The following is a 20,202-nucleotide window of genomic DNA, read 5'->3' on the forward strand; positions in this document are numbered from 1 at the left end:
GAATAACCCCAGGCTAGTCTGATGGCTGCCCAGACGGTTGGAGAAGGCCTCGGCGAAGTTCTCCCCGGACTTGCGCCCATGGGCGACAAAATCGCGCAGCAGCAGACGCTTGCGCTGCAGATCGAAGATCCACAAACGCCGTTCGGTGGAAGGCCGCGAATAATCGATCACCGCCAGGCGCCGCGCCGGGTCGGCGCCATGATTGACCGCACACTGCATGGCCGCCAGGGCATGACGTAGCGCCTGTTGATTGAGCCCAGGCGCAATCCGCGCCAGATCCCTGAGCAGCCCATCCTGCTCCGCTGCGGCCACCGACAACGGCATCCACGAAAGCCATAAGCCAATCAGGCAGAACCTGCCAAGACGTCTAAACATTGCGCAAATACCTCTAGTATCGTCAGACGTCCTGTCACAAGATCCGAACATCGCCCGCCTATACTGGCTGCGGCTAATCCGCTGTTAGGCCAAGGACTGGAGCAGTAGGTTGTTCAAAAAACGCACACTCTACCTGAGCGCCGCCCTGCTCACCCTGCCATTGGTCGCCACTGCCGCCGATGCGTCCTTTGCCAGCCGCGCCGACCTGCGCCCATTGCTGACTCAACTGACGCAACACTGCAGCCCACTACCCATAAGCCTAGACGAGAATGCCCAGCGCCTGCTCCAGGCTTTCTACGCGCAACGCGACGGCCAACCCGCCTGGCAGAGCGCTGAACAACGTCTGCAATTGCGCGAGCAACTGGCGCTATTGGCCGATGACGGCCTGCAGCCCAGCGACTATCTGTTGCCCGGCCTGTTCGAGGGAGGCGTGGTCGCGCAGCCCGACTGCGCCGACCTGCTGACCAGCCATAGCTATCTGCAGGCGCTGCTGCACCTGCGCCGCGGCCGCGTGCTGCAACAGCGCCTGGAACCGCTGTGGCAGGCGCCCGGGCAGACCAACCCAGACCCGCAACTGGCGACCCTGTCGCTGGCCCTGCGGCATCTGCACACACCCGCCCTGGCCTTTGCCAGTGCACGGCCGACCATCGTGCAGTACCAGCGGCTGCGCAGCGCCTATGCGCAACAACGCCTGCTGCCGCTAGGGGAGTGGGCGACGCTGGCCAGCGGTTCACAACTCAAGCCCGGCGGCAAAGATGCGCGACTGCCAGAATTGCGCGCACGCCTGGTCGCCCAGGGCTACCTGGCTGCACCGTTGGAAGAACTGGGTAACACCTATGATCCAGCCACGCAAAGCGCCCTGGAGAATTTCCAGCGCGATCACGGCCTTAACCCCGACGGCATCCTCGGCCCCGCCAGCCTGAGCGAGCTGAACATCAGCGCCCCGCTGCGCCGCGAGCAGCTGCGCGCCAATCTCGAACGCCTGCGCTGGCTGGCCGACAACCTGGCCGAGGCCGAGGTGCTGATCAATGTCGCGGCCGCCGAAATCCAGGTGCGGCGCAACAACCAGCTGCTTTGGCGTACACGCATCCAGGTCGGCCGCGCCGAGCGGCAAACCCCGCTGCTCGCCTCACGCATCGTGCGCCTGACCCTCAATCCGACCTGGACCGTGCCGCCGACCATCCTGCGTGAAGACAAACTGCCGGCCATTCGCGACGACATCGGCTACCTGGAACGCAACCAGATGAGCGTGCTCGACCGTGACGGCAACCTGCTCGACCCGCACAGTATCGACTGGGACAACCCCGGCGCGATTCGCCTGCGCCAGTCGGCCGGCAGCCATAACCCGCTCGGCCGCGTCGCGCTGCGCTTCGATAATCCATTCGCGGTCTATCTGCACGACACCCCCAGCCAGCAGCTGTTCAGCAAGGCGCCACGCGCCTTCAGCTCCGGCTGCGTGCGGGTCGAGGCCGTCGACACCCTGCTCGCCTGGCTGCTCGGCCCGGATGAATTGAGCAACGTGCAAACACGCATCGCCAGCGGCGAGACCCAGCAATACCGCCTGCAACACCCGGCGCCTTTGCTGATTGCCTACTGGACGGTCGAGGCCAACAAGGACGGGGCCCTGCGCTACTACCCGGATATCTACGCGCGCGATGCCCGCCTGATCACAGCCCTGGGGCCAGGCGCGTACTGATCCGCAGGCGTGACCGTTGATCGGTGCACTCTGCAACGCCGTCGACAGCAGCACCGAGAGCAACTGTGCTTAGATACTTAAATCGCCAATCCGCAGACTTCAACTCGCCAAGGAGCTACACCACATGGAAATCGGCAGCGTCATTTTTCTGTTTGTCGGCCTCGCCGTCGCTATCGTCTTTATGGGCTTCAAAGTCGTGCCGCAGGGCTTCGAATGGACGGTGGAGCGCTTCGGCCGCTACACCAACACCCTCAAGCCGGGCCTGAACATCATCGTGCCAGTGATGGACAAGATCGGCCGCAAGCTCAATGTGATGGAAAACGTGCTGGACATTCCGCCGCAGGAAGTGATCACCGCCGATAACGCCACGGTACAGATCGACGCCATCTGCTTCTTCCAGATCATCAATTCGGCCCAGGCCGCCTACGAGGTCAATAACCTCGAACACGCCATCCGCAACCTGGTAATGACCAATATCCGCACCGTGCTCGGCTCCATGGAACTGGACGCCATGCTCGGCCAGCGCGATGCGATCAACGAGAAACTGCTGCGCACCGTCGATGAAGCCACCGCGCCCTGGGGCATCAAGATTACCCGTATCGAGATCAAGGACATCAGCCCGCCCGCCGACCTGATGGCCGCCATGTCCGGGCAGATGAAGGCCGAGCGCATCAAGCGCGCACAGATTCTCGAAGCCGAAGGCCTGCGCGCCGCCGCGATTCTGACTGCCGAAGGGCAGAAACAGGGCGACATCCTCAAGGCCGAAGGCCAGCGCCAGGCCGCCTTTCTCGAAGCCGAAGCGCGCGAGCGTGCCGCCCAGGCGGAAGCCGAAGCCACGCGCATGGTGTCCGAGGCTATCGCCCAGGGCAACGTGCAGGCGGTCAACTACTTCGTCGCGCAGAAATACATCGAAGCCCTCGGTCAGCTGGCCAGCGCCAACAACAGCAAGGTCATCCTTATGCCGTTGGAAGCCAGCCAGGTAATCGGCGCGGTCGGCGGCATCAGCGAAATTGTCAAAGCCACCTTCGGTGAGAACAAGGGTTAAACCAATGTGGGACTTTTTACAGCACCTGTCGTACTGGAACTGGCTGGCGTTCGGCACCCTGCTGCTGATTCTTGAAGTGTTCGGTGCCGGCGGCTACCTGCTATGGATCGGCCTGGCCGCCGCCAGCGTCGGCCTGCTGACCTTTATCTTCCCGGGCCTGCCATGGGCTGCGCAGTTTATCCTGTTCGGTGTGCTGTCGATCCTCACCGCAGTGCTCTGGTGGCAGCGCCAGCGCAGCGCGGCCAAACCGTCCGACCAACCGGGGCTAAACCAGCGCGGCAGCGAATTGCAAGGACGCCAGTTTGTCTTGCATGAGGCCATTCTCGATGGCCGCGGCAAGATCAAGGCCGGCGACTCGCTGTGGCTGGTCAGCGGCCCCGACTTGCCGGCAGGTAGTCAGGTGCGGGTGATCGGCCAGAGCGGCGTGGTTCTGCAGGTCGAAGCCTGCCAGTGACCCCACTCCGGATTGCGCCGCTGGCTGCGGCGCATGATGCGACAGCCCTGGAGCTGCTCGACCAGGCCTTCGCCACGGACCCGACACTCGCCTGGTACCTGTTCAGCGAACAGCCCGGCTACGCCCAGCGTCGGCGCGCCTACCTGCGGATTTACCAGGAGCTGCACCGCGCCAACCACCTGCCTATCCTGGCGGCCTGGCAGGCCGGACAATTGCTCGGAGTGAGCTATTACAACCTGGGCCAGCGGCCCATCAGCCCGGACAGCCTGCAGCAGGCCGGCCAGGCCATTCACGAGCAGTGCGGTGCGCCCAGCCTGCAACGCCTGGAACTGCTGATCGACAGTTTCGAACGGCATCTCGGCCCCGCAGACTTAGCCCTGATCGAATTTATTGGCGTAGCCCGCAGCCAGCAAGGCTGCGGCATAGGCGGCGCCTTGCTGGCACAGACCCTGGCCGACTGCCGGCAACAGGCTTGTCCCGGGGTGGCCCTGGAAACCGGCGAGGCGCGCAATCTTGCGCTGTATCGGCGCCACGGCTTTCAGCTAAGCGGCCAGCTGCAACTGCCCGGGCTGCAGCAGCACTACCTGCAACAGGGCTGGCCAAGCGCCTAAAAAACCAAGCCCCGACTAGGCGAGGCTTGGTTTACTGCTTAGGCGGCGGCTATCAGGCGTCGCTATCGGCCGTGGCCTTGTAAGCGGCCGCGTCGAGCAGCTTATCCAGCTCGCTAACATCGCTTGGCTTGAGCTTGAAGAACCAGCTGCCGTACGGATCGCTGTTGACGCTTTCCGGGCTATCGGCCAGGCCGTCGTTGATCGCGATCACTTCACCGGAAATCGGCGCATAGATGTCGGACGCGGCCTTGACCGATTCCACCACCCCGGCTTCCTGACCGGCACTCAGGGTCTTGCCGACGTCCGGCAACTCGATAAACACCACATCACCCAGGGCTTCCTGGGCGTGATCGGAGATGCCTACGGTCACGCTGCCATCGGCTTCCAGGCGCGCCCACTCGTGGCTGGCGGCGTAACGCAGATCGGCGGGGATAGTGCTCATGTGTCGTTCCTCATCTGGCATGACGGCGACCACGCCGTCATGGAAATTTAGCAGGCCTTGGCCATAGCGAAAGAAAGTCTTTGAAACCTAGTGAGCCGCTCCAATACGGGCGCGCTCGACCATCCATGGCCAACTCAACACTCAGATCAGGGCCTTGCCATTGCGTACAAACATCGGCTTGACCACCCGCACCGGGTACCACTTGCCGCGGATTTCCACCTCGGCACGTTCATGGGTGGCCGCCGGCACGCGGGCCAGGGCGATGGACTTACCCAGGGTCGGCGAGAAGCTGCCGCTGGTGATCTCGCCTTCGCCCACCCCTGCAACCCGCACCACCTGATGCGCACGCAGCACGCCACGCTCTTCCAGCACCAGGCCAACCAACTTGGATGCAACGCCTTCGGCCTTCTGCTTCTGCAGCGCGGCGCGGCCGACAAAGCCACGACTGGCTGGCTCCCAGGCGATGGTCCAGGCCATATTGGCGGCCAGCGGGGTAACGCTTTCGTCCATGTCCTGGCCGTACAGGTTCATCCCGGCTTCCAGGCGCAGGGTATCGCGCGCGCCCAGGCCAATCGGGGAGATACCGGCGCCGACCAGTTCATTGAGGAAGGCCACCACTTCGCTGGCCGGCAGCATGATTTCCAGGCCGTCTTCGCCGGTGTAACCGGTGCGGGCGATAAACCACTCGCCATCGGGCTGGCCTTCGAAGGGTTTGAGGCTCTGAATCAGGTTGGCGCGCGATTGGCTGACCAGTTCGGCGGTCTTGCTGCGCGCCTGCGGGCCTTGAATCGCCAACATCGCCAGCTCGCTGCGCTCATGCAGCTCGACGGCGAAGTCGACGCTTTGCAGGTGCATCCAGGCCAGGTCTTTGTCGCGGGTCGAGGCATTCACCACCATGCGGTAACCCTGCTCTTCATTAGTAGAGTAGGTGAGGTAGACGATCAAATCATCCACCACCCCGCCCTGCTCGTTGAGCATGCCGCTGTACAGGGCTTTGCCGACACTCTGCAAACGCTCGATGTCGTTGGCCAGCAGGTGTTGCAGATAGGCCTTGGCCTGGCTGCCGCGGACATCCACCACGCACATGTGCGACACATCGAACACCCCGCAGTCGCGACGCACCTGATGGTGCTCCTCGACCTGCGAGCCATAGTGCAACGGCATGTCCCAACCGCCGAAGTCGACCATCTTGGCACCCAAGGCGAGGTGCAGGTCATAGAGCGGTGTGCGCTGTCCCATAAGTGTCTCCTTGCGGGCTGGGCAGTGCAGCGGCAACCTGGCTGAGCCCACACAATCGGGCACTGGCACGGGCTATCGAGATGATCGGCCGCTGCGAATGGCGCGCATTGTAGCCGCAACACCGGGGGCGGTCATCCCAACGTGGCAGCCTGTCATGCAGGCCCGCTTGGCTATCCGTGACGGCGCGCCGAGCGGCGGATCAGCAGAATCACCGGCAGCAGGCCGACCAGCACCAGGGTCAGGGCTGGCAGTGCGGCGCGCGCCCACTCGCCTTCGCTGGTCATTTCAAACACCCGCACCGACAGCGTGTCCCAGCCGAAGGGACGCATCAGCAGGGTGGCGGGCATTTCCTTGAGCACATCGACAAACACCAGCAGCGCCGCCGACAGCGCGCCCGGCACCAGCAACGGCAGGTAGACCTTGAAGAACAAGCCGACACCGCCGACCCCCAGACTGCGCGAGGCTTCCGGCAAGGACGGACGAATGCGTGCCAGGCTGTTTTCCAGCGGCCCGTAGGCCACCGCCATAAAGCGGATCATATAGGCCAGCAGCAACGCCGAGAGGCTGCCGAGCAGCATCGGCTTGCCCGCGCCGCCCAGCCAGCTGGACAGCGGAATCACCAGTTCACGGTCCAGGTAACTGAACGCCAGCATGATCGCCACCGCCAGCATCGAACCCGGCAGGGCATAACCAAGGTTGGCCACGCCGACGGTCGAACGCATCAGCCGGGTCGGCGCCAGACGCCGGGCAAAGGCCAGCAGCAAGGCCACGCTGACGGTGATCAGCGCCGCCAGCGCACCCAGGTAGAGCGTGTGCAGAATCAGGGCGCTGTAGCGTTCATCCAGATCGAAACGGCCGCGCTGCCAGAACCAGACCATCAGCTGCAGCAGCGGAATCACAAAGCCGCAGGCGAACACCAGGCCGCACCAGGCGCTGGCCGCCAGGGCCTTGCCGCCCGTTAAGTGATACAGCGCCTTGCCCCGTGGTCGCTCGTTCACCGGGCGCACCGCACCGCGGGCGCGGCGTTCGCCGTAAAGCACCAGCATCACCGCCAGCAGCAGCAGGCTGGCCAGTTGGGCAGCGCTGGTCAGGCTGTAAAAGCTGTACCAGGTCTTGTAGATGGCGGTGGTGAAGGTGTCGAAGTTGAACACCGCCACCGCGCCGAAGTCCGCCAGGGTTTCCATGATCGCCAGCGCCAGGCCGGCGCCAATCGCCGGGCGCGCCATCGGCAAAGCGACGCGCCAGAACGCCCGCCAGGGGCTCAAACCAAGCACCCGCGCCGCCTCCATCAAGCCCTTGCCCTGGGCCAGGAAGGCGCCCCGCGCGAGCAGGTAGACATAGGGGTAGAACACCAGCACCAGCACGATGATCACCCCGCCGGTGGAGCGCACGCGGGGCAAGCGCACACCGCTGCCGAACCAGTCACGCAGCAGGGTCTGCAGCGGGCCGGAAAAATCCAGCAGGCCGACAAACACAAAGGCCAACACATAGGCGGGTATGGCAAACGGCAGCATCAGCGCCCAGTCCAGCCAGCGCCGGCCGGGAAATTCGCAGAGGCTGGTGAGCCAGGCCAGGCTGACGCCGAGCAGCGTCACACCCACACCGACGCCGAGAACCAACACCAGGGTATTGCCAATCAGCCGCGGCAGCTGGGTTTGCCACAGGTGCGCCCAGATCTGCTGATCGACCTCGTGCCAGCTGAACATCAGCACGCTCAGCGGCAGCAGCACCAGCAGGGCAACGGCAAAGGCGATGGGGTACCAGCGGCGCTGGGCAGGATGGGCCACGCAGAATCCTCAGGACAAAAACACAACGCCCCGGGCTAAGCCGGGGCGTCGAGTATAACGGCGTAGGATGGGTTGAGGCGCGTAGCGGCAATACCCATCGTGTTTGGATGCGATGGGTAGCGCTGCGCTCAACCCATCCTACGCACTAGCTGCTGACGATCTGCGCTTAGTTCCAGCCAGCGCGATCCATCAACATGGTGGCTTCAGCCTGACGCTTGCCGGCAACTTCCAGCGCAATAGCGTCGGCCTTGAAGCTGCCCCAGGCCGCTACTTCAGGGGAAGCTGGGACTTTCGGGTTGGCCGGGAACTCCTGATTGAGGCTGGCGAACAAACCCTGGGCTTCTTCGCTGGTCATCCACTCCAGTAGCTTCTGCGCGGCCTCGGCATGTGGCGCGTGCTTGGTCACACCGGCGCCGGACAGATTGACGTGCACACCACGATCACTCTGGTTCGGCCAGTACGGCTTCACTTTCAGGTCCGGCTGCTGCTTATGCAGGCGGCCATAGTAGTAGGTGTTAGTAATGCCGACGTCGCACTGACCGGCGTCGATGGCCTGCAGCAAGGCGGTGTCATCGGCAAACACGTCAGTGGCCAGGTTGTTGACCCAGCCCTTGATGATTTCTTCGGTCTTGGCCGCGCCATGAGTTTCGATCAGGGTAGCGGTCAGCGACTGGTTGTAGACCTTCTTGCTGGTGCGCAGGCACAGGCGACCTTCCCAGTTCTTGTCGGCCAGGGCCTCGTAGGTGCTCAACTCGCTCGGCGTCACCCGCTCGGTCGAGTAGAAGATGGTTCTCGCACGCAGTGACAGGCCGGTCCAGCTGCCGGTGCTGGAGCGATACTGGGCCGGAATGTTAGCGTCGATGACCTCGGACTTGAGTGGCTTGAGCACACCCTCCTGCTCGGCCTGCCAGAGATTGCCGGCATCCACGGTGATCAGCATGTCGGCGGGGGTGTTCTCGCCTTCGGCCTGCAGACGCGCCAGCAGTGGCGCTTCCTTGTCGGTGATGAACTTCACCTTGACCCCGGTCTTGGCGGTGTAGGCATCGAACACTGGTTTGATCAGCTCGTCGATACGCGCGGAGTAAACCACCACCTCATCGGCGGCCTGCACGGCACCAGCCAGCGCAGTGAGAGTGAGTGCGGCGAACAAACGCTTGCTTACCTGCATGGAGACAGCCTCTTGGTATAGACGAGTTAAGGTTTTAAATACTAGTAAATGCTATTTAGTTTCTCAACTCGTTATTAGGCCTAAAGCTGTAACAACTGCCTTCAGCCCGGGTTATGCCACCGCCTGCTGCGCCGCCAGCTGCTTGGCCTGCTCGCGCAGGACAAACTTCTGCACCTTGCCGGTACTGGTTTTCGGCAGGCTGGTAAACACCACGCAGCCCGGCACCTTGAAGCGCGCCATGCGCTGCTGACAGAAGGCGATCACCTCTTCAGCCGTTAGCTCGACACCCGGCTTGGGGGTGACAAAGGCGCAGGGCGTTTCACCCCACTTGGCGTGGGCCATGGCCACCACGGCGGCTTCGAGAATCTGCGGATGGCGATAGAGCACATCTTCCACCTCGATGGAGGAGATGTTCTCGCCGCCGGAAATGATGATGTCCTTGCTGCGATCCTTGATCTCCACATAACCGTCGGCGTGCCACACCGCCAGGTCGCCAGAGTGGAACCAGCCGCCGGCAAAGGCCTCGGCGGTGGCCGATGGGTTCTTCAGGTAGCCCTTCATCACCACGTTGCCGCGCATCATGATTTCGCCGATGGTCTGGCCGTCTTTTGGCACCGGTTGCAGGGTCTCCGGGTCGGCCACCATCAGGCCGTCGAGCAGCGGTGCACGCACGCCCTGGCGGGATTTCAGGCGGGCGCGCTGTTCCGGGCTCTCACTGTCCCACTCGCTTTTCCACTCGCAGGCCACGCTGGGGCCGTAGGTTTCGGTCAGGCCGTAAACGTGGGTCACGCGAAAATCCAGGGCTTCCATGGCCTCGATTACCGCAGCCGGTGGCGCGGCGCCGGCGGTGAGCACTTTTACCGGCTGAGTTTTCAGGGCTTTCAGCGCCTCATCGGCGTTGGCCAGCATATTCAGCACGATGGGCGCGCCGCAGAAATGGTCGACGCCATGCTCGGCGATGGCCGGGTAAATGGCCTCGGCGCGCACATGGCGCAGACACACGTTGACCCCGACATAGGCGGCCAGCGCCCAGGGGAAACACCAGCCGTTGCAGTGGAACATCGGCAGCGTCCACAGGTACACCGGGAAGCGGCTCATGTCCCAGCACATGGCGTTGGACAGCGCATTCAGGTGCGCGCCGCGATGGTGATAGACCACGCCCTTGGGGTTACCGGTGGTGCCGGAGGTGTAGTTGAGGGAGATCGCCTGCCACTCGTCCGCCGGCAACTGCCAGGCATAGTCCGGGTCGCCCTCGGCCAGCAGCGCCTCGTACTCCAGCTGACCGATCAGCTGGCCGTCCTGGTATTCCGGGTCGTCGATGCCAATCAGTAGCGGCGGCTGCGGCAAATGGCCAACCACACGCTGGGCCAGCTCGCCGAATTCCTTGTCCACCAGCAGCACCTTGGCCTCGCCGTGCTGCAGGATAAAAGCGATAGCCTCGGCATCCAGGCGAGTATTGATGGCATTCAGCACCGCGCCGCACATCGGCACGCCAAAGTGCGCCTCGAACATCGCCGGGCCGTTGGGCGCGATCACCGCCACCGTGTCACCCAGGCCGATGCCGCGCTGGGCCAGGGCCGAAGCCAGACGAATACTGCGGCTGTAGGTTTCGCCCCAGGTCTGGCGCAGGCGGCCATTGACCAGCGCCAGACGCTGTGGGTAGACGCTGGCGGCGCGCTCCAGAAAGCTCAGCGGGCTGAGCGCCTGAAAATTTGCCGCATCACGGGGCATGCCGTATTCGTAGGGATTGACGCTATGCATGGTGGTTCTCCAGCTGGGCCTTTATACGAAGAAACCATAACAGCCGTAGGGTTTTAGCGATGCACTACCTTGGTCGAAACCGTGACTTGCAAGTCAGCAATCACGTCAGCATAGGCATCCGAACAGCCATGCTGGGCGCTTGATCGCGGCGTAATAACCGCCGCAGAGCGCTTTAGCCTGCATGACAAGCTTCCATAGCCTTATCTCGGCTTGTCTGGCGTTATCTTTTCAAGGAGTTATCGAGTGACCTCACGCTTACCTGTGATCGTTGGTTTTGGTGGCTATAACGCGGCCGGGCGCAGCTCCTTCCACCATGGTTTCCGCCGTACCGTGCTCGAATCCCTGGACAGCGTCGCGCGCCAGCAGACCCTGGCGGGCCTGGCGGTGATGATGAAGCTGGTCAAGGTGGTCGATGGCCGCTATCAGGACAATGCAGGCAACGGCCTGAGCCTGGCCGAAATCGACAGCCGCTTCGCCGAGCAGATTCTCGCCTCGACCCTGGTACGGCGCATCGAGAAGCAGCACCTGGATGTCGACGCGGCGCACTGGCAGAAGACCATCGACATCAGCGCCACCGCCGGCCAGCCGCTGAGCTTTATCACCCTGCGCAAGCACCTGCCCGAGCCGCTGCCGAGCGATTGGACGGTGGACGAACTGAATGCCAGCGAAGTGCTGGTAACCCTGCACGACAACTGTGAATTCAAGGTCGACAGCTACCGTGCCCTGCCGGTGAAATCCGCCGGCCAGCTGCCCAGCGGCTTCGAACCGAGCGAGCTGTACAACGCACGCTTCCACCCACGCGGCCTGGCCATGACCATAGTCGGCGTCACCGACGCGCTGCGCGCCACCGGCATCGACTGGCAGACCATCATGCAGCACGTGGCCCCCGACGAAGTCGCGGTGTTTGCCGGCAGCATCATGAGCCAGCTGGATGAAAACGGCTTCGGCGGCCTGATGCAGTCACGCCTGAAAGGCGGCCGGGTCACCGCCAAACAGCTGGCCCTGGGCCTCAACACCATGCCGGCGGACTTTATCAACGCCTACGTGCTGGGCAGCGTCGGCACCACCGGCAGCGTCACCGGTGCCTGCGCCACCTTCCTCTATAACCTGCAGAAAGGCATCGAGCTGATCAGTTCGGGCAAGGCGCGGGTGGCCATCGTCGGTAACAGCGAGGCACCGATCACCCAGGAGTGCATCGAGGGCTACGGCGCCATGGGCGCCCTGGCCACCGAAGACGGCCTGCGCCAGATCGAAGGCAACGAGACCGTCGATTTCCGCCGCGCCAGCCGCCCGTTTGGCGAGAACTGCGGCTTTACCCTGGCCGAGGCCTGCCAGTTTGTGGTGCTGATGGACGACGCCCTGGCCCTGGAGCTGGGCGCCGATATCCACGGCGCGGTGCCGGATGTGTTTATCAACGCCGACGGCTTCAAGAAATCCATTTCCGCCCCCGGCCCCGGCAACTACCTGACCGTGGCCAAGGCCGTGGCCAGCGCCGTGCAACTGCTGGGCATCGACGCGGTGCGCGAACGCAGCTTTGTGCATGCACACGGCTCCAGCACCCCGGCCAACCGAGTGACCGAATCGGCAATCCTCGACCGTATCGCCAGCGCCTTCGCCATCGAGCAGTGGCCGGTCACGGCAGTCAAGGCCTTTGTCGGCCACTCCCTGGCTACCGCCAGCGGCGACCAAGTGATCTCGGCGCTGGGCAGTTTCAAGTACGGCATCATTCCGGGAATCAAGACCATCGATGCGGTGGCCGAAGACGTGCACCAGCAGCACCTCAGCTTCGCCACCCAGGATCGCACCCGCGCGCCCGAGCAGCTGGACCTGTGCGTAATCAACTCCAAGGGTTTTGGCGGCAACAACGCCAGCGCCCTGCTGCTGGCCCCGCATGTGGCCGAGCGCATGCTGCGCAAGCGCCACGGCGAAGCAGCCTTTGCCGCCTACCTGCAACGCCGCGAAACCACGCGCAACAAGGCCCAGGCCTACGACGCGCAGGCGCTGCTGGGCGATCTGGGAATTATCTACAACTTCGGCAATGACCTGATCGACGACCAGCAGATCGAGATCAGCGCCGAGCAGATCAAGGTGCCAGGCTTCACCCAGCCGCTGCGGTTCAAGAAGGACGAACGCTACGGCGATATGCTCGAGTAAGCCAAGCCGGAGCTGCATCCGTAGGATGGGTTGAGCAATGCGATACCCATCAACATGCTGCGATGGGTAACGCCGCTATGCGGCTAGCCCATCCTAAGGTTCTACACCCCTGGTTCAATCCAGCCCATCGCGGCCAAGGCCGCTCCTACAGACCGCAGAGTCACGTAGGATGGGTGGAGTGCAGCGATACCCATCATCCAAGCCGAGCGCTTAATCCAGCGCGCGGGCCAGTTCGATCAGCTCGGCGCGCCAGGCAGCGGCCGCCGGCAGGGCGAGAAAAGACGGATTAAGCAGCGACTCGCGCGCCTCATAGGTCAGCGCCACGCCCTTGAGCGTCAGCACTTCACCGCCCGCCCCTTCCAATACGCCCTGCGCCGCCGCCGTATCCCACTGCGAGGTTGGCGCCAGGCGTGGGTAGCAATCGGCATTGCCTTCGGCCAACTGACAGAACTTTAGCGAGCTGCCGACATTGGCCAGTTGCAGGTCACCAAAGCGCTCGCTCAAGCCAGCCAGCAAGGCTTCCTGCGCCGGGCTGGAGTGACGCTTGCTGGCCACCAGGGTAAAGGCCTCCTGCGGGGCCAGGCGCACGCTGATCGGCTCAGCATGGCCCGTCGCATCGGCGCGCCAGGCACCCAGACCGGCACCGCCGTAATAACACTGGCCGGTGGCCGGAATGCCAACCACGCCAAACACCACCCGGCCTTGCTCGATCAACGCGACATTGACGGTGAATTCTTCGCTGCCGGCAATAAATTCCTTGGTGCCGTCCAGCGGGTCGACCAGCCACCAGCGGCTCCATTGCGCGCGGGTGCTCAGGGCAATATCTGCGGCTTCCTCGGAGAGCACCGGAATATCAGCAGCCAAAGCCAGCAGGCCGTCATTAAGAATATGGTGCGCGGCCATATCCGCAGCGGTCACCGGCGACGCATCAGCTTTTTCATTCACTGTCACATCGGCGCGCCAATGCGGCAGCGTCGCCGCGCCGGCCTGGCGTACCAACTCAATCACAGCGGGGATCAGTGGATGGCTTATGGCTTGGTTCATGGCTTGGCTCATAGTTTGAAGACGCCACGCTGAGTCAGTACATCACGGGCCAGGTACAGCGCGGCCAGGGCGCGGCCTTCGGTGAACTGCGGATGCTGGATCAGGCTCGACAGCTCGCGCAGGCTGGTTTGGTCGACACGCATGGGTTCCGGCTCATCGCCCGGCAGGCGTTCTTCATACAGACCCGAAGCCAGCACCACCTGGATTTTCTGGCTCATATAGCCCGGCGACAGGCTCAGCTCGGCCAGCAGTTCCAGGTGCTGCGCGCCAAAGCCGGCTTCTTCCTTGAGTTCGCGGTTGGCCGCCTCCAGCACGTCCTCGCCCGGTTCGATCAGCCCCTTGGGCAGGGACAGCTGATAGTCATCGGTGCCGCCGCAATATTCCTCGACCAGCAGGGCGTGCTCGTCATCGACCATCGCCACCACCATCACCGCGCCATAGCCTGCGCCCTTGCCCACCAGTCGCTCATAGGTGCGCTCCACGCCGTTGCTGAAGCGCAGTTGCAGCTCCTCAACACGGAACAGGCGGCTGCTGGCGACGATCTCGCGAGCGAGTACGGTGGGTTTCTGACGCATGGGGCGGCTCCTGGGCAGGACATAGCGGGTTATCATAACGCGGCTTTTCCTATTATCTGCGTAGGAGATTGCGCGATCACGACGCCCACGGCGCAAATCGCGACGCCCTGCACATCAGCCCGAAGAACTGCGCATGCCCTTGTTGCCCTGGAACGCCATCGACACCGTCCTGCTGGATATGGACGGTACCCTGCTCGACCTGCACTTCGACAACCACTTCTGGTTGCAGCACCTGCCGCAGCGCTATGCCGAGCACCACGGCGTTAGCCGCGCGCTGGCCGAAGCCGAACTGCTGCCGCTGTTTCGCCAGCACGCCGGCACGCTCAACTGGTACTGCACGGATTTCTGGAGTCGCGAGCTGAAGCTGTCGATCCGCGAGCTCAAGCGCGAAGTGGCGCACCTGATCGCCCTGCGCCCGGACGCCGACACCTTTATTCAGGCCTTGCGCCACGCCGGCAAACAGGTGGTGCTGATCACCAATGCGCACCGCGACTCGCTGTCGCTGAAGCTGGAGCGTATCGAACTGGCACCTTACTTCGACCGGCTGATCAGCTCCCACGACTATGGTTTCCCCAAGGAAGACCAGCAGTTCTGGCACGCCCTGCAACAGGACTGCCCGTTTAACCCGGCGCGCAGCCTGTTTATCGATGACAGCCTGCCGATCCTGCGCAGCGCCGGGCGTTTTGGCGTCGCCCAGCTGCTCGCCGTGCGCCAGCCGGATAGCCAGGCGGGGCCGAAAGACACCGAAGAGTTTGCCGCCGTCGAAGACTACCGCGAGCTGTTGCAGGGGCTTTAATCTCCCATCAGTTGGCCGCCCCAGGACGTTGAGGACGCATCATGGATATCAAACAGCTGAAGTTCCTGATCGCCCTGGATGAAACTCGTCATTTCGGCCAGGCCGCCGCGCGTTGCCATATCACTCAGCCGACGCTGTCGATGCGCCTGCGTCAGCTGGAAGACGAGCTGGGCCTGGAGCTGGTGCATCGCGGCCAGCGTTTCGAGGGTTTCAGCGCCGAGGGCGAGCGCATTCTGGCCTGGGCGCGCAGCCTGATGGCCGCCCACGATGGCCTGTACGCCGAAGCGGCGGCCTGCCGTGGCCAGCTGGTCGGCACCTTGCGCCTGGGGGTGGTGCCGCTGGCCGGTTTCGATCCGATGCGCCTGGTGCAGTCTTTCGCCGAGCAACATGCCGGGCTGCGCTTTCAGCTGTTCGCCCTGAGCAGCGAGGAGATTCTCGAACGCCTGGGGCGCAATCAGCTCGACCTTGGCCTGTCCTACCTCGACCGCCTCAACCCTGAGCATTTCGACAGCCTGGAGTTGGCCGAAACGCGCATGGGCCTGCTGTATGACCGCCGGCATTACCCGTTCACCCGCCCGGCGCTGCGCTGGGAAAGCCTGATCGACCTGCCGCTGGGGCTGCTCTCGGCCGGCATGCATTTTCGCCAATCGATCGACCATAGCTTCCGCTCCCGTGGCCTGACGCCCAACCCACGGCTGGAAACCGATGCCGTGCATCAACTGCTGCAAGCGGTCAGCGCCGGGCTGTGCTGCGCGATCATGCCGCTCAACAGCGGCCTGGCCGAGTTCACCGAGCACCTGGCGCTGACGCCCATCGAGGACGCCCACACCCTCGCCCCGCTGGGCCTGATCCTGCGCCGTAGCGCGCCGCGTTCGGCCCTGGCCGAGGCCTGCTTTGCCGAAGCGCACAGGCTGTTAGCCGCAGCTGCGGGCTGAAAGGTGCGGACTTGAAGCTTTGATAGACAGCGTCGATCACAAGATCAGTAACAGCGATTAGACGCATCCGGCACGGCGGCCTAGGCTGACCAAATAACTCCGTCGCCGGGAAGCCTGCCCATGCCACGCCACGTCCCGTCTATCGCCCAAGATGCCGCTCCGGTGCTGTTGCCAGCCCCCACCTACAGCTATGTCGAACTGGCGGACGCGCAGCAGGATGGCACCGCCGCCCTGGCCTGCGAAACCGCCCTGGCGATCAGCTACAACGGCATCAGCCACAGCGTGATGATGGTCTCGCCCAGCGACCTTGAAGACTTTATCTACGGTTTCAGCCTGAGTGCCGGCCTGATCGATAGCTTCGATGATATCTACGATATCCGCCTTCAGCAGCATGCCAGCGCCATCAGCGCCGAGGTGCAGGTCAGTAACCGCGCGTTCTGGGCGCTGAAACAGCAGCGCCGCAGTTTGGCCGGCAATAGCGGCTGCGGCCTGTGCGGGGTCGAAGCGCTGGAACAAGCCCTGCCGCAGCTGCAAAGCCTCACGCCCAGCCCGCTGCCAGCGGCGGCTCATCTGCAGGGTTTACGTCAGCGGATTCAGACCGTCCAGACCCTGGCCCGGCATAGCGGCGCGGTGCATGCCGCGCTGTTTGTCGATGCGCACGGGGCCATCCAGCTCTGCCGCGAAGACATCGGCCGGCATAACGCCCTCGATAAGCTGCTCGGCGCCCTGCACCGCGAAGGTGCAGACCTGCGCCAGGGTTTTGCCGTGGTCACCAGTCGCTGCAGCCTGGAGCTGATTCACAAGGCCCTGCGCGCCGGCATCGGCACCCTGGTCAGCCTGTCCGCACCGACCACCCTGAGCGTGCAGTGGGCGCGCCAGCACAACCTCAACCTGATCCATATTCCCCAGCAGAGCGCACCACGGGTGTACAGCCCGGCCGCGCCCGGAGCGAACTAATCATGAGCCTGCAAGAGATCAAGCCACGCTATCAACCCTACAAAGGCGCCGCCGCCGGCTGGGGCGCGCTGCGCAGCGTCACCCACTTCTGGCTGGACAGTAAGCAACCGTTCAAGAACCTGCGCGCGCTGCTCAAGACCAACCAGCACGGCGGCTTCGACTGTCCGGGCTGCGCCTGGGGCGACTCGCCGGAAGACGGCCACATCAAGTTCTGTGAAAACGGCGCCAAGGCGGTCAACTGGGAAGCCACCAAGCGCCGTGTGGATGCCGCTTTCTTCGCCCGCTACAGCGTCAGCCAGCTGCGTGAACAGAGCGATTACTGGCTCGAATACCAGGGCCGCCTGACCGAACCGATGCGCTATGACGCCGCCAGCGATCACTACCGGCCGATCAGTTGGGATGCCGCCTTCGCCCTGATCGCCGATCACCTCAAGGGCCTCGAAAGCCCCAATCAGGCCGAGTTTTACACCTCCGGCCGCGCCAGCAACGAGGCGGCTTATCTGTATCAGCTGTTCGTCCGTGCCTTCGGCAGCAACAACTTCCCCGACTGCTCGAACATGTGCCACGAGGCCAGCGGCGTGGCCCTCGGCCAGAGCGTGGGCGTCGGCAAGGGTAGCGTGACCTTTGCCGACTTCGAGCACAGCGACGCGATCTTCGTGCTCGGACAGAACCCCGGCACCAACCACCCGCGCATGCTCGAACCGCTGCGCGAGGCGGTGAAACGCGGCGCGCAAGTGGTGTGCTTTAACCCGCTGAAGGAGCGTGGCCTGGAACGCTTCCAGCATCCGCAACATGCCCTGGAGATGCTGACTAACGGCTCCGAGCCGCTCAACACCGCGTTCTTCCGCCCGGCCCTGGGCGGCGATCTGGCCGCCCTGCGCGGCATCGCCAAGTTCCTCCTGCAGTGGCACCGCGAGGCGCTGGCCCAGGGCGAGCCGGCGGTCTTCGACCTGGCGTTTATTGCCGAGCACACCGCGGGCGTGGACGACTACCTGGCGCTGCTGGATGCCAGCAGTTGGGCATCCCTGATCGAGCAGTCCGGCCTGAGCCTGGACGAACTGCAGCACGCCGCCCTGCTCTACCGCCGCGCCGAGCGGGTGATCATCTGTTGGGCCATGGGCATCACCCAGCACCACAATTCGGTGGCGACCATTCAGGAAATCGTCAACCTGCAGCTGCTGCGCGGCAACCTCGGCCGCCCCGGTGCCGGCCTGTGCCCGGTGCGCGGCCACAGCAACGTGCAGGGCGACCGCACCATGGGCATCAATGAGCGTCCGACCGCGGCCTTTCTCGATGCCCTGGAGCAACGCTTTCAGTTCCAGGTGCCACGCGCCCAGGGCCACAACACCGTCGAGGCGATCAACGCCATGCTCGACGGTCAGGCCCAGGTGTTTATCGGCCTGGGCGGCAACTTTGCCCAAGCCACCCCGGACAGCCCGCGCAGCCACACCGCACTGAGCCGCTGCGCGCTGACCGTGCAGATCAGCACCAAGCTCAACCGCAGCCACCTGACCACCGGCACGGATGCGCTGATTCTGCCGTGTCTGGGCCGCACCGATATCGACCACCAGGCCGGCGGCCCGCAGGCGGTGACCGTGGAGGACTCGTTCAGCATGATCCACGCCTCCTACGGCCAGCTCGAACCGCTGTCGCCGCAGATGCGTTCGGAGCCGGCAATCGTCGCCGGTATCGCCAAGGCCACCCTGGGTAATCATCCGGTGGACTGGGATGCGCTGATTGCCGATTACCGGCGCATCCGCGAGCTGATTGCCGAGACCATTCCCGGTTTCAACGACTTCAACCAGCGCCTGCAACACCCTGGTGGCTTCTACCTGGGCAACGCCGCTGCCGAACGGCGCTGGCTCACCGCCAGCCACAAGGCCAACTTCAAGGCCAATCCGCTGCCCGCCGATCTGCTGCCGCCCCAGGTGCGCAGCACCGGGCAAACGCCGGATCTGATCCTGCAGACGCTGCGTTCTCACGATCAGTACAACACCACCATCTATGGTCTGGATGACCGCTACCGGGGGGTCAAGGGCCAGCGCCAGGTGCTGTTTGCCAATGAAGCCGACATCCTGCGCCTGGGCTTTCAGCCGGGGCAGCAGGTCGACATCCAGTCCATCTGGGATGACGGCATCGAGCGCAAGGTGACCGGCTTTACCCTGCTGGCCTTCGACATTCCCGCCGGCCAGGCCGCCGCCTATTACCCGGAAGCCAACCCCCTGGTGCCGCTGCAGAGCGTTGGCAAGGGCAGCTTTACCCCGACCTCGAAGTACGTGGCGATCCGCTTACTGGCCCACCAGGCCGCAGCGCGCATCCTGTAACCGCCTGTGGTGTGGCAGTGATCACATCCGCGACCAGTGGCAGGGAATTTTTCGGCAAACCGCCCTCTAAGACTGTGCGTGGATACTTAGCCTTTTAAACCAACGGCTTAAGTCCACCTGCCCATTTAGTCGAGAAGGTCTGCCCTATGCGTACATTATTTTCTGCGCTGCTGTTCAGCGCCCTGACTGCCCCCCTCGCCCTGGCGGGCGATACCGGCAAAGTCGCCATTGGTAGCGGCGTGGGCGGCGCCCTGGGCAATGTGATCGGCCAACAGGTTGGCGGCAGTAGCGGCGCGGCAATTGGCGCTGGCCTGGGCGGTGCAGCGGGCGGCGTGATTACCGCCCGCGACGGCAACAAGACCGAAGCAGCGCTGGGTGGCGGCCTGGGCGCAGCCGGCGGCTCGGTCCTGGGGAATCAGGTCGGCGGCAGCACCGGGTCGACCATCGGCGCTGGCCTGGGCGGCGCAGCCGGTGGCGCGTTGGCCAATGAATACGCTGGCGGCAACGCGCGTGATGGCGGCCATTATCACGGCAAGAAACACCACAAACACAAGAAGCATAAAAAGCACAAACATCACTGAGTGCCGATGTGCTGACAGCCTCACTGCCTACAAGCTGGCGGTGAACAGCTCAACAAGGTGATGCTTGCAACAAGGCGTGTGCCAAATACCTGCTGCCGTGCGCTGTTGTAGGCTGGGTTAGCGGCGCTAGGGTGGGCCTGCCTTGCCTGGCACCGAGTCGCGCCCCATGCAGCGGACCCGGCCGAACCCAGCTTGCACAGCAGTGCGCCCAGGCTGCGCCTAACCGTCGCGCACAACTCAACACCCACCTCCGCCAGC

18 protein-coding genes are annotated in these 20,202 nt (G+C 63.9%); 10 read left to right on the forward strand and 8 right to left on the reverse strand.

The features are described from left to right. On the reverse strand, positions 1–324 hold a 324-nt coding region (locus tag WA145_RS02305; protein ID WP_422580014.1), incomplete at its 3' end, for a murein L,D-transpeptidase catalytic domain-containing protein. Between the two features lie 160 nt (positions 325–484). Between WA145_RS02305 and WA145_RS02310 the strand changes: the two genes are divergently transcribed. The 4 genes from WA145_RS02310 (at position 485) to WA145_RS02325 (ending at position 4,181) form a co-directional block, all read left to right on the forward strand. Then, on the forward strand, positions 485–2,071 hold the full coding sequence (locus WA145_RS02310; protein ID WP_422580015.1) for a L,D-transpeptidase family protein: 1,587 nt from the start codon (positions 485–487) through the stop codon (positions 2,069–2,071). 124 nt (positions 2,072–2,195) lie between these two features. Further along, positions 2,196–3,116, forward strand: coding sequence for an SPFH domain-containing protein (locus tag WA145_RS02315; RefSeq protein ID WP_422580016.1), 921 nt, complete (start codon positions 2,196–2,198; stop codon positions 3,114–3,116). Positions 3,117–3,120: 4 nt separating this feature from the next. Further along, on the forward strand, positions 3,121–3,570 hold the full coding sequence (locus WA145_RS02320) for an NfeD family protein (protein ID WP_422580017.1): 450 nt from the start codon (positions 3,121–3,123) through the stop codon (positions 3,568–3,570). Next, on the forward strand, positions 3,567–4,181 hold the full coding sequence (locus WA145_RS02325) for a GNAT family N-acetyltransferase (protein ID WP_422580018.1): 615 nt from the start codon (positions 3,567–3,569) through the stop codon (positions 4,179–4,181). The genes WA145_RS02320 and WA145_RS02325 overlap by 4 nt, the downstream gene beginning before the upstream one ends. 52 nt (positions 4,182–4,233) lie before the next feature. On the opposite strand, the gene gcvH is transcribed toward WA145_RS02325, so the two are convergent. The 5 genes from gcvH to WA145_RS02350 all read right to left on the reverse strand — a co-directional run bounded on the left by gcvH (position 4,234) and on the right by WA145_RS02350 (position 10,578). Next, positions 4,234–4,623, reverse strand: a complete 390-nt coding sequence (gcvH, locus tag WA145_RS02330; protein ID WP_422580019.1) for a glycine cleavage system protein GcvH — start codon at positions 4,621–4,623, stop codon at positions 4,234–4,236. Between the two features lie 141 nt (positions 4,624–4,764). After that, entirely contained in the window at positions 4,765–5,862 is a 1,098-nt protein-coding gene (gcvT, locus tag WA145_RS02335) for a glycine cleavage system aminomethyltransferase GcvT (RefSeq protein ID WP_422580020.1), read from the reverse strand. A 170-nt stretch (positions 5,863–6,032) separates the two neighbouring features. After that, on the reverse strand, positions 6,033–7,649 hold the full coding sequence (locus tag WA145_RS02340; RefSeq protein ID WP_422580021.1) for an ABC transporter permease: 1,617 nt from the start codon (positions 7,647–7,649) through the stop codon (positions 6,033–6,035). Between the two features lie 166 nt (positions 7,650–7,815). Beyond that, complete coding sequence (locus WA145_RS02345) at positions 7,816–8,817, reverse strand: extracellular solute-binding protein (protein ID WP_422580022.1); 1,002 nt, start codon at positions 8,815–8,817, stop codon at positions 7,816–7,818. 111 nt (positions 8,818–8,928) lie between these two features. Further along, a complete protein-coding gene (locus WA145_RS02350) occupies positions 8,929–10,578 on the reverse strand; it encodes an acyl-CoA synthetase (RefSeq protein WP_422580023.1) in 1,650 nt (549 codons plus the stop codon). Positions 10,579–10,821: 243 nt separating this feature from the next. On the opposite strand from WA145_RS02350, the gene WA145_RS02355 reads away from it, so the two are divergent. Further along, positions 10,822–12,732, forward strand: a complete 1,911-nt coding sequence (locus tag WA145_RS02355; RefSeq protein ID WP_422580024.1) for a beta-ketoacyl synthase — start codon at positions 10,822–10,824, stop codon at positions 12,730–12,732. A 210-nt stretch (positions 12,733–12,942) separates the two neighbouring features. Here the strand turns inward: WA145_RS02355 and cysQ are convergent, their stop codons facing one another. Together cysQ and nudE are read right to left on the reverse strand one after the other, a co-directional pair. Next, entirely contained in the window at positions 12,943–13,776 is an 834-nt protein-coding gene (gene cysQ, locus WA145_RS02360) for a 3'(2'),5'-bisphosphate nucleotidase CysQ (protein WP_422580025.1), read from the reverse strand. A gap of 8 nt (positions 13,777–13,784) precedes the next feature. After that, on the reverse strand, positions 13,785–14,351 hold the full coding sequence (gene nudE, locus WA145_RS02365) for an ADP compounds hydrolase NudE (RefSeq protein WP_422580026.1): 567 nt from the start codon (positions 14,349–14,351) through the stop codon (positions 13,785–13,787). A 133-nt stretch (positions 14,352–14,484) separates the two neighbouring features. Here nudE and yrfG point away from each other — a divergent pair, with 133 nt between their 5' ends. The 5 genes from yrfG (at position 14,485) to WA145_RS02390 (ending at position 19,944) form a co-directional block, all read left to right on the forward strand. After that, positions 14,485–15,147 carry a GMP/IMP nucleotidase gene (yrfG, locus tag WA145_RS02370; protein ID WP_422580027.1) on the forward strand — a complete coding sequence of 221 codons (663 nt, stop codon included), beginning with the start codon at positions 14,485–14,487 and terminating at the stop codon, positions 15,145–15,147. A gap of 41 nt (positions 15,148–15,188) precedes the next feature. Then, entirely contained in the window at positions 15,189–16,082 is an 894-nt protein-coding gene (locus WA145_RS02375; protein ID WP_422580028.1) for a LysR family transcriptional regulator, read from the forward strand. 114 nt (positions 16,083–16,196) lie between these two features. Beyond that, positions 16,197–17,039: a formate dehydrogenase accessory sulfurtransferase FdhD gene (gene fdhD / locus WA145_RS02380; protein WP_422580062.1), complete on the forward strand. Its 843-nt coding sequence runs from the start codon at positions 16,197–16,199 to the stop codon at positions 17,037–17,039. A gap of 2 nt (positions 17,040–17,041) precedes the next feature. Then, on the forward strand, positions 17,042–19,363 hold the full coding sequence (locus WA145_RS02385) for an FdhF/YdeP family oxidoreductase (RefSeq protein WP_422580029.1): 2,322 nt from the start codon (positions 17,042–17,044) through the stop codon (positions 19,361–19,363). A 146-nt stretch (positions 19,364–19,509) separates the two neighbouring features. Next, complete coding sequence (locus tag WA145_RS02390) at positions 19,510–19,944, forward strand: glycine zipper domain-containing protein (RefSeq protein WP_422580030.1); 435 nt, start codon at positions 19,510–19,512, stop codon at positions 19,942–19,944. Positions 19,945–20,202 lie beyond the last annotated feature (258 nt).

Source organism: Pseudomonas sp., assembly GCF_049301935.1.
Classification (GTDB): domain Bacteria; phylum Pseudomonadota; class Gammaproteobacteria; order Pseudomonadales; family Pseudomonadaceae; genus Aquipseudomonas.

Bases quoted from the DNA above. Each gene is read 5' to 3' on its own strand.
- cysQ (WP_422580025.1), bottom strand. From the start codon at position 13,776: ATGAACCAAGCCATAAGCCATCCACTGATCCCCGCTGTGATTGAGTTG.
- WA145_RS02375 (WP_422580028.1), top strand. From the start codon at position 15,189: ATGGATATCAAACAGCTGAAGTTCCTGATCGCCCTGGATGAAACTCGT.
- WA145_RS02390 (WP_422580030.1), top strand. From the start codon at position 19,510: ATGCGTACATTATTTTCTGCGCTGCTGTTCAGCGCCCTGACTGCCCCC.
- WA145_RS02350 (WP_422580023.1), bottom strand. From the start codon at position 10,578: ATGCATAGCGTCAATCCCTACGAATACGGCATGCCCCGTGATGCGGCA.
- nudE (WP_422580026.1), bottom strand. From the start codon at position 14,351: ATGCGTCAGAAACCCACCGTACTCGCTCGCGAGATCGTCGCCAGCAGC.
- WA145_RS02315 (WP_422580016.1), top strand. From the start codon at position 2,196: ATGGAAATCGGCAGCGTCATTTTTCTGTTTGTCGGCCTCGCCGTCGCT.
- WA145_RS02385 (WP_422580029.1), top strand. From the start codon at position 17,042: ATGAGCCTGCAAGAGATCAAGCCACGCTATCAACCCTACAAAGGCGCC.
- gcvT (WP_422580020.1), bottom strand. From the start codon at position 5,862: ATGGGACAGCGCACACCGCTCTATGACCTGCACCTCGCCTTGGGTGCC.
- WA145_RS02320 (WP_422580017.1), top strand. From the start codon at position 3,121: ATGTGGGACTTTTTACAGCACCTGTCGTACTGGAACTGGCTGGCGTTC.
- WA145_RS02345 (WP_422580022.1), bottom strand. From the start codon at position 8,817: ATGCAGGTAAGCAAGCGTTTGTTCGCCGCACTCACTCTCACTGCGCTG.
- gcvH (WP_422580019.1), bottom strand. From the start codon at position 4,623: ATGAGCACTATCCCCGCCGATCTGCGTTACGCCGCCAGCCACGAGTGG.
- yrfG (WP_422580027.1), top strand. From the start codon at position 14,485: ATGCCCTTGTTGCCCTGGAACGCCATCGACACCGTCCTGCTGGATATG.